Raw genomic sequence first — 10,489 nt, 5'->3', positions numbered from 1 at the left:
CATCGACGTCGGCTACGTGCGCCTGCCCATCGACGAGACCGGCCTGCACGTCACCCCGCTGTACACCGAACCTCGTGTGGCAGTGCTGCCCGCCGGCCACCGACTCGCCGGCAAGGAGCAGATCACCGAGGCCGACCTGGCCGGCGAGCCACTGATCTGGCATATCGACACGAGCACGCAGCCCACCAGGCGCCCGCACCCTAACGCCGGATACCTGGTACGCGGGGTGGACGAGACACTCGAGCACGTCGCGGCCGGCCGGGGCATCTCGTTCCTGGCCCGTTCGGCAACCGTGTTCTACTCACATCCGGAAGTCAGCTACGTGCCCATCCCGGACCTGGCACCCGACCAGGTGTGCCTCGCGGTGGCGGCATCACGCACCTCACCGGTGGTCGACGACTTCCTCACCGCGGCTCAGGCAACAGCCGAGATCACCGCAGAATGCGGCAACTATGAAATGTGGCAGCTCGGAGACAACGCCGTTTCAAAGCACGGTTGAACAGCTCGACTGACAACAGCAGCGTCGTGAGCTGGATGTGCGCCAACGCGCCTGACAACCACGCCCGCACCTACAACGACTTGGAGCGTGTGTAGGACGGCCGTAACCGGCGGAGGTAGCGCCCGTACGGCGACGGTGTGCAGAATGTCCCACGGCGCTTTCCGAGCGGATGGTCCTCGACGTGATACGCGCCGCGGCGCACCTTTGCATCAAGCGTCGGCCCCTTCGGCACTGCCCAGCTGACCAGGACCCCGTCCAGCTCGAGCCGGAAGTCGTAATGCAGCCGCCGCGCCCGGTGGCGCTGCACCACAAACCCGCGGGTGGTCACCCGGTTGCCTTCGACGCCGGCCGGCTCGGGCGTACGCGTGTAGTCGCGCTTCTTCCGGTAGGTGCTGAGCGCCATGCCAGCGGAGTACCCCGCTCCGGACGAACTACCACTCCCCTCCGGCCTGCTGCATGGCGATAGACCGCCAACGCCGGACAGCGACGGCGGTTCCCGGCGGCAGAGTGGCGGTTCGAGAGGCACGCGGCAATGGTTCCCCGACCCCGCGCGCTCATGCGTTTACTGTGCCCGGCGAAGATCGCGGCTTGTCAATGCAAGTACCCCCGCAAGAGCGCATCCGCCCGCGCTGACAGCGAGCACAGTGCGCGGAGCGACTTCTTGAAGGGCGATGGCGGCCAGGGCCGCCCCGAGCGGTGTCGCGACGGCCAGCAGGCTGCGCTGCAGTCCGAAGACGGCGCCATGCCGGGCCGGGGAGACCCAGCGCTGCAGGGCGCCGGTCTCGACGGTGGTGTACGGGCCCCAGATCGCACCGCCGACCAGGAACAACACGGCGGCCGGAAGCACGTCGTGGATGACCGCGATCGGCAGCATGACCGCGCCCCAGACAAGGGCGCCCACGGCGTTGACCACGCCAGGGCGACGCCGGCTGAGCAGCGGCCCGGTGGTGAGGGTGGCGAGCGCGCCGATACCGAACAGTGTCCACAGCAGGCTGTAGGTGCCCTCGGCGGCACCGAGCTGGCCGCGCACGAACGGCGGGCTGGCGGTCTCGAACGGTCCGTAGGCGAAGTAGTAGGCGGTGGACAGGGCGATGAGGGCGAGCACGCGTGGGGGCAACCGCCGTGCGTCGTCCCGGTCGGCCGGCGGGTCGATGCGGCCTCTCGGCATTGACGGCGCAGCCGGGGCGGGGCGGGCAAGCGTGAGCGTGAGTGCAGTGGCGACGAAGAGCATTCCGGCCGGCACGACCATGCTGGTGGCGGCGCCGAGCAGCGCCAGCGAGGGCCCGGCCAGGGCGGCGCCGAGGATCAGCGGCAGCTGGTCGCCGAGGGCGACCACGGCGTTGGCCCGTCCGAGCTGCTCGGTGTCGACGATCCGCGGGACCAGCCAGCGGACGCCGGCGTAGCTGGCCGGGGCGAGGGCGCCGCAGAGTCCGCCGAGGACGAGTACCGGCGCCAAGGGCAGCGTGTCCGCCTGACGGGAGCTCAGCACGAGCAGCAGCAGAAGAACGGCCCGGCCGGTCAGATCGATCAGGATCAGGCGGCGACCACCCCACCGGTCGACGGCCCGCCCCAGCAACACACCCGTGGCCAGGGTCGGCAGGCGCAAGACCAGCACGACCGCGGCCGTCTGGACCGCCGACCAGCCCTGCGGCTGGGCGACCCACAGCAGCAGAAACAGGACGAAGTTGTCCGCCGTCGAGGCCAGGGCGGTCACCGCGCCGGCGGTCCACACCGTTCGCGGGAGCCGCCGGCGCGATATCTCCTGCAGGGTGCCCGACCTGGTCTCGGTCATGACTCGCCGCCGGCAGCGGTGGACGGGACACTGCGGTCGACGGGACAGTCGCGTCCGCAGGCTTCCCAGGAGCAGGTGCGGCAGGTCGCGTCAGCCTGCGGACGGCGTCGTTGCTGCCCGGCCAGGACGGCGGCCATCGCGTCGATGAGCAGGCTCCGCTGCTCGGCCGGGACGGCGGCCAAGAGGTCGTCGACGATGCGGTCGCGCTCGGCGCGCCAGCGCTCGAGGCTGTCGGTGCCGCGCTTGGTCAGGTGCAGCGGCACACCCCGGCCGGTGGAGACCCCACGGCGCAGCAGATCCCGGCCGGCGAGCCGATCGACCAGGCGCACGGTGCCGGACTGGGTGAGTTCGACCCGGCCTCGCAGCCAGTCCAGCGAGCATCCGTCATGTTCCGCGACCAGCGTCAAAGCCGCGAGCTCGCGCTGTTCCAGGTCAGCGTGCCGCATGCCGCCGCGCAGCTGGTCATGCACAGCCAACACATAGGCGGCGACGACATTGCTGGTATGCATGACTCATACATATCAGGTCCCGAAGCGGCCGTGTCAACCGCGAGAAGTCCTGGCGGGCAACTTGTGCCCGTCGGGCAGCCGCGCCCGCGCGGTAAACCGCGTACCGCTGCAAGTGCGCGAAGCGGGCGGCCGGCCAAGGGCTGGGCTAGGGTCGCCGGGGAGACCTGCGCCGCTGACGACGAGGACCGCGATGGCTCAGACCGACGACGACGTCACCCTCGACACGGCACTGGACCCGCTGGTCCTCGCGCTGGACATCGGCTCCACCGCTACCCGGGGCGGCGTGCACGACGCATCGGGCCGACGGGTCAATGGCCTGCAGCACAAGGTTCCGCACGCCTTCACGGTCGCGCCCGACGGCACCTCGGTCATCGACCCCGACCAGGTAACCGCGGAGGTCGAGCAGGTCCTCGACGCCGTGACCGGCGACCCACGGCTGGGCACGCGCATCGCCGGCGTCGCGATGGACACCTTCGCCGCCTCGCTGATCGCGGTCGACACGGCCGGGCGACCGCTCACCCCGTGCCTGACCTACGCCGACTCCCGCAGCGCCGATGCGGTCACTGCACTTCGGGAGCAGCTCGACGAACACGCGGTGCAGCAGCGCACCGGCACCCGCCTGCACACCAGCTATCACGCCCCGCGCCTGCGCTGGCTCACCGCCGCGCAGCCGCGCATCCTCGCCGAGGCCGCGTTCTGGTGGTCCCTGGGCGAGTACGTCTGGGCACGGCTGATCGGGCAGCCGCTCGCCGGGACGTCCACGGTCGCGTGGACCGGCCTGCTCGACCGTCGCACCGGCGAGCTCGACGCCGAGCTGCTAACCGCCGCGGGCGTCAGCGCCGACCAGTTCGCTTCGCCGCTGGACATGACGCAGCCGGCACCGTCGGCGGCCCCGCCGCGCTGGCCCGCCCTCGCCCAGGCTGCGTGGTTTCCCGTCATCACCGACGGCTTCGCCAGCAACATCGGATCCGCGGCCACCGACGCCACGGTAATGACCGCAGCAACAGCCACCAGCGGCGCACTGCGTGTACTACTCGACGGCCCGGCTGATCCCCTGCCGTTCGGATTATGGAACTACCGAGTCGACGCGGAACGCACGCTGCTCGGCGGGGCGATCAACGACGTCGGTCGCGCCGTCAGCTGGGCGCAGAGCACGTTGCGCCTGAGCCCGGCGCTCGCGGACGTCCTCACCGCGCCGCCGAGCGACGCCACCCCGCTCGTGCTGCCGTACATCACCGGTGAACGCGCGCCGGGCTGGGTCGGCGGAGCGCGCGCCGTGTTCACCGGGGTGTCGGCGGCCACGGACGCCGACGCCCTGTTCCGCGGGGTAGTCGAGGGCGTGGCCATGACCTACGCACGCGTCGCCGACGAACTGCACCCGGCCGCCCCGCAGGTCGTGCAGGTCGCGGCGGCCGGCCGGGTCAGCAACGACCAGCCTCAGTGGCTCCAGGTCCTCGCCGACGTGCTCGGCCGACCCGTCACGCACGTGACCCGGCGCCGCGCCACGCAGCGGGGCACGGCGCTACTCTCGCTCGACGTCTTGGCACCGGAAATCCCGCGCGCGCCCCGGGCCACCGGCGCGACGTACGAGCCCCGGCCCGAGCACGCCGAGTACTACGCGGGACGACGCGTACGGTTCGCCGAGGTGTACGACGCGCTCGTGCGCGGCTGACGCCGCGTACACCTCTTCGACGCCGTTGAAGGTCGCCAGGTCGGCGCGTACCGAAATGATCTGGTTCTGGCCGTCGCGGCGCAGACCCGCGGCGGCCTGTTCGATGCCTTCCTCCTCGCGGTCCGTGATGTCATAGTCCCCGGTTTCCCCGCCGACGCGGGACTATTCCGCCCGGTCCCGGGTGATGCGTTCGCCGGTCTACGACCAGCCCAGACCGACGCTGCTGACGCCGAAAGGCCTCACGCCGTGCATAGGCAGAACGGGTGGCCGACCGGGTCGGCGTACACCCGGAAATCTGGTCCTTCGTGCGGCAGGCGCGTGGCGCCGATCGCCAGCGCCGCCTTCTCTGCCTCTTCGATGTCGTCGACCATGACATCGATGTGGAACTGCTGCGGGCGCTCCGGGTCAGGCCAGCGTGGCTCCCGCAGATCCGGTACCCGTTGAAAGGCCAGCCGATGGCGGTCGGCCTCGTCCCTGATCACGACCCAGCCGTCCTCGTCGCGCTCCACCTGCATGCCCAGCAGCTGCACGTAGAAGTCCGCCAGCGACCGCGGGTCCGGGCAGTCGATCACCGCGTGCTCGTAACGTCCAATCATGAAGTCCGCATACCCCGGCGGGCCTTACACAAAGCCATTGGCTGCCGTGGGCCGGAAGCAGACTTGCACCGGCGTCCTTCCGCCCGGCCCCAGCACAGTCGCCGGTATCGGCATGCGCCAGTCACCTGGCCAGCCCTCTGCCCGGTCAGAGATCGGCGATACGGTTCGTGTCGAGCTTCGGATCGGCCGGGCCGGGGCAGGACCATGCCGGCGGCCGGAGCCGTGCGCATTTACGTCACCGCCTGCGCGCGCCGCAGGGCAGGAGGGAGATCCGGCATGATGGTCAGCACGATGACGACCGGTGATGGGACGTTCCGTCTCCTCGTGACCGGGGAGATCGACATGGCGACCGTCGGCGATCTGGAAGCTGCGCTCACTCAAGCCATCACTGCCGACGGGACCACCGCCGTGGTCGCGGACCTCGCACAGCTGACATTTTGCGATTCCTCCGGCATCGCGGCACTCGACCGGGCATATCACCAGGCTTCTCAGCGGGGTGTCGCGTTCCGGGTGCGCAACCTGCAACCTCCTGTCCGACGCGTGCTGGAGATCACCGGCGTCCTGACCCGCCTCCTCGACGAGTAAAAGCATCCCGAGAGATTGCTGCCCGCCGTTTCTCTCCCGGCCCGTCGGCGTCGAGTCCGCGGAGTCTGGCGCCGCTACGACCTGGACGGCGTCCTGCGCCCGCTGTGCCCGCGCGGTCAGTCGCAAACGTGCTGCGGTCGCGGGATGCGCCCGGCTGCCGGAAGATGAAGGGGTAACTACACCGGGGAGGCAGCGGCGACGTGGGCGCCACCGAGGACAACGACTACGTCACCTGGCTGCAGGGCAAATCCATGCTGGCGAACGCGGAACAGATCGCCGGCCAGTTCTCCGGAGTTCCCGCGTTGTCGCAGACCCCGTTCGGGAACCCGAACCCGGCGGCGGTGGGCCGGTCCTCGGTGTGGTTTACGGCGTACCCGCCTTCGATGATTACCAAGCCGGGTAGCAGCTTCTTGGGCACCCTGGGCGACGAGGACCTGTGGCGCGCCTTCGAGACGATCGGGATCACGGCCGTGCACACCGGCCCGCTGAAACGGGCCGGTGGGATCTTCGGCCGGGAGCCGACGCCGAGCGTGGACGGGCACTTCGACCGGATCAGCACCGAGATCGACGAAGTGTTCGGCACCGAACCCGAGTTCCGGCGGATGTGTGAGGTGGCCGCGGCGCACGGCGGCGTGATCATCGACGACATCGTGCCCGGCCACACCGGCAAAGGCCCCGACTTCCGGCTGGCCGAGATGAAGGTCGCCGACTATCCCGGCATCTACCACATGGTGGAGATCCCGCCCGAGGACTGGCACCACCTGCCCGAGGTGCCCGCCGGGCGGGACTCGGTCAATCTCGGGCCGGCGGCGGAGCACCGGTTACACGAAGCCGGCTACATCGTCGGCCGGCTGCAGCGGGTCATCTTCCAGGAGGACGGAGTCAAGGACACCAACTGGAGTGCGACCGCGCCGGTCACCGGCGTCGACGGGATTCGACGGCGGTGGGTCTACCTGCACTATTTCAAGGACGGTCAGCCCACGATCAACTGGCTGGACCCGACGTTCGCCGGGATGCGCCTGGTCATCGGGGACGCCCTGCACTCGCTCGGCCATCTCGGCGCCGGCGCGCTGCGGCTGGACGCCAACGGCTTCCTCGCGGTGGAACCTAACCCGCGACCCGGCGCGCCCGCCTGGTCCGAAGGACACCCATTGTCCGGTGCGGTCAACCAGCTGATCGCGAGCATGGTCCGCAAGGTCGGCGGATTCACCTTCCAGGAGCTCAACCTGGCCATCGACGACATCAAACAGACCTCCGAGCGAGGCCCCGACCTGTCGTACGACTTCGTCAACCGGCCCGCGTACGCACACGCGCTGGCCACCGGCGACACCGAGTTCCTGCGGCTGACCCTCAACCTCGCCTTGCGGCTCGGCCTCCCGCCGGGCCGCCTGGTTCACGCCTTGCAGAACCACGACGACATGACGTACGAGATGGTGCACTTCGCCGGCTCGCACCGCGACGACCTGTTCCTGTTCCGCGGCCGGGAGATGCCCGGCGCCGAACTGGCCGGCCTGGTCCGCCGCGAGCTGATCGAGCGGCTGACCGGTGAAGCGGCCCCCTACAACAGCATTTTCACCACCAACGGCATCGCCTGCACGACCGCCACGATCATTGCCGCCGCGCTCGGCTACCGCGACCTCACGGGCCTGGACGCCGCCCAGATCGAGATGATCAAGCAGGCGCATCTGCTTCTGGCCATGTTCAACGCCCTGCAACCGGGAGTCTTCGCGATCTCCGGCTGGGACCTGTGCGGGATGCTCACCCTGCCCCGGCGGCAGATCCCCGACCTGCTGTCGTCCGGCGACACCCGCTGGATCCACCGCGGCGCCTACGACCTGATGGACTACCGACCCGACGCCACCGCATCAGCGTCGCGGATCCCACGCGGCGTCAGCCTCTACGGATCCCTGTCCGCGCAGCTCGAAGATCCCCACTCGTACGTCCGCCGGCTGGCCGGCATCCTGCGCGTCCGCAACGATCACCGGATCGCCACCAGCGTCCAGGTCGAGGTGCCGGCCACCGACCACCCGGCAGTCCTGGCGATGATCCACCGGCTCGACACCGGCCGCATGCAGGCGACGGTCCTGAACTTCTCCGACCGTTCCGTCACCGACCGGCTGGCAAGCGACCACCTGCCCGCCGGCGCCGCGGTGACCGACATGTTAACCGACACCCGCATCACCGAGGTGGACGACGAGCACGCCTTCAGCATCGCGCTGCGACCGTGCGAAGGCAGATCCCTGCTCATCGGATCGCCGTCCGGGAAATGATCTCCGTGCCCCCACGTCATCCTCGGAGTGATCCGTGGGCGACCGCTTCTGGATCATCCAGCGCTGGATCGGGTGGCGCAGAACGCGGTGTTCCTCGCGGGTTTCTGGGTTTTCAGAAGGTGTGGCGGTAGAGGGCGCAGCCGCGGCAGACGTCCGGTGGGTCGGCGCTGTCGAGGCGGCGGCGGAAGTTCTCGTAGGGCTCGCCGGTCCAGATCTCGGCGAAGGTGGAGACGTTGAGGTCGCCGAGCACGACGCGGTCGTCGCCCATCACCATGCAGCACGGCTGCACCAATCCCCTGCTGGTCACATAGGCCGCGTCCCAGGGCCAGGTGCAGTTGCCGCCGCCCTGGTCGGCCAGCGCGGGCAGGCGCAAACTCAGGCCGGTCCGCGCAGCCCCGCGGGCTGCTTCGGCGAACACCGACCGGGCATGTGCGTTGTCCTCGTCGGTCCATAGTGCCTGTGTCGCGGTGAACTGGCGGATCTCGCCGTACGCGCCGGACGGGTCGGTGTCGGCGAAGTCGTGCGACAGGTTCTGCACGCGCAGCTCGTCGACACCGACACCGGCCAGCAGGCGGACCAGGGCGGGTAGTTCGGCGACGTTGTCCCGCATCGCCACGAACACCACCCGGATCCACGGGGTCGCGCTCGCCCGGTCGCGCTTGGCCCGCACCAGGCCGGCCAGGTTCCCGACCACGGTCTCGAACGAGGCGCCCTCGCGGATCGCCTCGTAGACCGCCGGGCGGGCGCCGTCGAGCGAGACGTGCAGCCAGTCGACGCCGGATTCGACCAGTTCCCGGGCCCGGCGCCGGTTCAGCAGGGTGGCGTTGGAGTTGAAGCCGACCCGGACGCCGCGGGCCACCGCCGTCTCGATCATCTCGGGCAGGTACGGCGACAACAGCGGCTCGCCGAGGCCCTGCAGGGTGAGCCGGCGCACCGGTACCTCGTCGACCAGTCGGCGGAACAGCTCCGGGCGCATCGCGCCGGCCAGCTTGTTGACCGGCGGGCGGTAGCGGACCAGGCACATCGTGCAGCGCAGGTTACAGGCCGAGGTGACCTCGACCTGCAGATGCGCGGGCAGCGGCGGGATGGTCACCCACGCACCACCCGGAACGTCCCGAGCTTGGGGTCGGAGGCGTCGGGGACCTCCATCCCGGCCGCGACGCCGGCCCGGAGGTAGTCGACGACCGCCCGGTTGAACCGTTCGCCGGGAAGGACCGCCGGCACGCCCGGCGGGTACGGGCTGATCATCTCGGCGCTGATCCGGCCGGCCGGGTCGGCGGCCTGCTCGGTCTCGCCGAAATACGCGTCCCGGGGCGGCATGGCCTGCTCGAGATCGAACTCGTGCAGCGGCGGGATCCGCGGCGCCTCCCGGTCGGCGGCCGGCGGGTCGGTCGCCAGCGCCTCCAGCGCGTCGCCGAGCCGCTGGAACGCGACGTCGTCGTCCGAGTAGGTCAGCGAGCACACGACCCGGCGGGTGTCGCCCAGCTGGACGGTGAGCTTGTGCTGCTCCAGGAGCCACTCCTTGGCCTGGTAACCGGTGATTCCCAGCTCGGTCACATCGACGCTGAGCTTGAGCGGGTCCCACTCGGCGACTCCCGGCTGGTCGATGATCGACTCATCCATCACGGACAGGCCTTTCAGGGCGGCCAGCCGGTCCCGCAGCGCGTTGGCCCGCCCGATGGCCTCCTCCAGCAGCCCGCGGCCCTCGATCACCATGCGGCGCCGGAATCCGTCGATCGAGCCGTACAACAGGGCGGACGGGCTGGTGGTCGTGATCAGGTCGAGCCGGAGCCGCAGGTCCACCGGGTCGACGAGGTCGCCGCCGACCTGGATCATCGAAGCCTGACACAGGCCGCCGTCCGCCTTGTGCAGGCTCTGCACCACCAGGTCGGCGCCGGCCTGGATCGCCGCCGTCGGCAGCACCGGGTGGAACGGGAAGTGCGCCCCCCACGCCTCGTCGACCAGCAGCGGAAGGCCGCGGCGGTGGCAGGCCTCGGCGATGCGGCGCGCGTCGGCGCCGGTGCCGTACTCGGTCGGGGTGATCATCAGGACCGCGGAGACGTCCGGCTCGCGCTCGAGTGCGGCCTCCACATCGCGCGCGGAGGCGGGGTGAGCGATCTGCCGCTCCTCGTCCCAGCACGGGCGCAGCCACACCGGGTGGGCGCCGGCCAGGATCAGCGACGCCACCACCGACTTGTGCACGTTCCGGTCGACCAGAATCTTCTTCCCGGGACCGGTGACGGTCAGCATCGCCGTGTGGATCGAGATGCTGGACCCGCAGGTGGTGAAGACGGCATGGCAGGCGCCGACCGCGTCGGCCATCAACTCCTCGGCCTCCGAGACGGCCTGCTTCGCCATGATCACGTCGGCCTCGAAGGTGCTGCGGTTCAGGACCGCGGCGGTGCGGTCGTCGATGCCCCGCCCGAACCGGTGGCCGGGGAGCGAGAACGTGTAGTCATCGCTGCGGCGGTACTGGTCGATGGCCTCGAGGACGGGCGTCTTGTCGTGGTTCATGCCCGGCCGAGTACCACGCTTCGGCCCCGGGTACACCTGACGGCGTGGATCG

Annotated in this window: 10 protein-coding genes; 4 read left to right on the top strand and 6 right to left on the bottom strand. The window is 70.3% G+C overall.

What is annotated here, in order from left to right:
* On the top strand, window positions 1-499 hold a 499-nt coding region (locus ACIA5D_RS49520; RefSeq protein ID WP_396037709.1), incomplete at its 5' end, for a LysR family substrate-binding domain-containing protein.
* Window positions 500-569: 70 nt separating this feature from the next.
* Here the strand turns inward: ACIA5D_RS49520 and ACIA5D_RS49515 are convergent.
* The 3 genes from ACIA5D_RS49515 to ACIA5D_RS49505 form a co-directional block, all read right to left on the bottom strand.
* A complete protein-coding gene (locus ACIA5D_RS49515) occupies window positions 570-902 on the bottom strand; it encodes a DNA polymerase ligase N-terminal domain-containing protein (protein WP_396037708.1) in 333 nt (110 codons plus the stop codon).
* Between the two features lie 159 nt (window positions 903-1,061).
* On the bottom strand, window positions 1,062-2,291 hold the full coding sequence (locus ACIA5D_RS49510; protein ID WP_396037707.1) for an MFS transporter: 1,230 nt from the start codon (window positions 2,289-2,291) through the stop codon (window positions 1,062-1,064).
* Window positions 2,288-2,800 carry a MarR family winged helix-turn-helix transcriptional regulator gene (locus ACIA5D_RS49505; RefSeq protein ID WP_396037706.1) on the bottom strand — a complete coding sequence of 171 codons (513 nt, stop codon included), beginning with the start codon at window positions 2,798-2,800 and terminating at the stop codon, window positions 2,288-2,290. The genes ACIA5D_RS49510 and ACIA5D_RS49505 overlap by 4 nt, the downstream gene beginning before the upstream one ends.
* A gap of 190 nt (window positions 2,801-2,990) precedes the next feature.
* Here ACIA5D_RS49505 and ACIA5D_RS49500 point away from each other — a divergent pair, with 190 nt between their 5' ends.
* Window positions 2,991-4,472: a gluconokinase gene (locus ACIA5D_RS49500; protein WP_396037705.1), complete on the top strand. Its 1,482-nt coding sequence runs from the start codon at window positions 2,991-2,993 to the stop codon at window positions 4,470-4,472.
* Between the two features lie 239 nt (window positions 4,473-4,711).
* Here ACIA5D_RS49500 and ACIA5D_RS49495 read toward each other — a convergent pair whose 3' ends face one another.
* A complete protein-coding gene (locus tag ACIA5D_RS49495) occupies window positions 4,712-5,068 on the bottom strand; it encodes a VOC family protein (protein ID WP_396037704.1) in 357 nt (118 codons plus the stop codon).
* 276 nt (window positions 5,069-5,344) lie between these two features.
* Here ACIA5D_RS49495 and ACIA5D_RS49490 point away from each other — a divergent pair, with 276 nt between their 5' ends.
* Together ACIA5D_RS49490 and treS are read left to right on the top strand one after the other, a co-directional pair.
* Complete coding sequence (locus ACIA5D_RS49490) at window positions 5,345-5,653, top strand: STAS domain-containing protein (protein ID WP_396037703.1); 309 nt, start codon at window positions 5,345-5,347, stop codon at window positions 5,651-5,653.
* Between the two features lie 200 nt (window positions 5,654-5,853).
* Complete coding sequence (treS, locus tag ACIA5D_RS49485) at window positions 5,854-7,923, top strand: maltose alpha-D-glucosyltransferase (protein WP_396037702.1); 2,070 nt, start codon at window positions 5,854-5,856, stop codon at window positions 7,921-7,923.
* A 112-nt stretch (window positions 7,924-8,035) separates the two neighbouring features.
* On the opposite strand, the gene ACIA5D_RS49480 is transcribed toward treS, so the two are convergent.
* Together ACIA5D_RS49480 and ACIA5D_RS49475 are read right to left on the bottom strand one after the other, a co-directional pair.
* Entirely contained in the window at window positions 8,036-9,016 is a 981-nt protein-coding gene (locus ACIA5D_RS49480; RefSeq protein ID WP_396037701.1) for a radical SAM protein, read from the bottom strand.
* A complete protein-coding gene (locus ACIA5D_RS49475) occupies window positions 9,013-10,437 on the bottom strand; it encodes an aminotransferase class I/II-fold pyridoxal phosphate-dependent enzyme (RefSeq protein ID WP_396037700.1) in 1,425 nt (474 codons plus the stop codon). The genes ACIA5D_RS49480 and ACIA5D_RS49475 overlap by 4 nt, the downstream gene beginning before the upstream one ends.
* Window positions 10,438-10,489: the final 52 nt, after the last annotated feature.

The sequence above is a fragment of the Actinoplanes sp. NPDC051513 genome, from assembly GCF_044454685.1.
GTDB lineage: Bacteria > Actinomycetota > Actinomycetes > Mycobacteriales > Micromonosporaceae > Actinoplanes.
Note: the sequence above shows the minus strand (reverse complement) of the source record. Positions and strands in the feature narration are given on the sequence as shown.

Excerpts from the sequence above, each read along its gene's own strand:
- ACIA5D_RS49515 (WP_396037708.1), bottom strand. The coding sequence starts at position 902 with ATGGCGCTCAGCACCTACCGGAAGAAGCGCGACTACACGCGTACGCCC.
- ACIA5D_RS49510 (WP_396037707.1), bottom strand. The coding sequence starts at position 2,291 with ATGACCGAGACCAGGTCGGGCACCCTGCAGGAGATATCGCGCCGGCGG.
- ACIA5D_RS49505 (WP_396037706.1), bottom strand. The coding sequence starts at position 2,800 with ATGCATACCAGCAATGTCGTCGCCGCCTATGTGTTGGCTGTGCATGAC.
- ACIA5D_RS49500 (WP_396037705.1), top strand. The coding sequence starts at position 2,991 with ATGGCTCAGACCGACGACGACGTCACCCTCGACACGGCACTGGACCCG.
- ACIA5D_RS49495 (WP_396037704.1), bottom strand. The coding sequence starts at position 5,068 with ATGATTGGACGTTACGAGCACGCGGTGATCGACTGCCCGGACCCGCGG.
- ACIA5D_RS49490 (WP_396037703.1), top strand. The coding sequence starts at position 5,345 with ATGATGGTCAGCACGATGACGACCGGTGATGGGACGTTCCGTCTCCTC.
- ACIA5D_RS49475 (WP_396037700.1), bottom strand. The coding sequence starts at position 10,437 with ATGAACCACGACAAGACGCCCGTCCTCGAGGCCATCGACCAGTACCGC.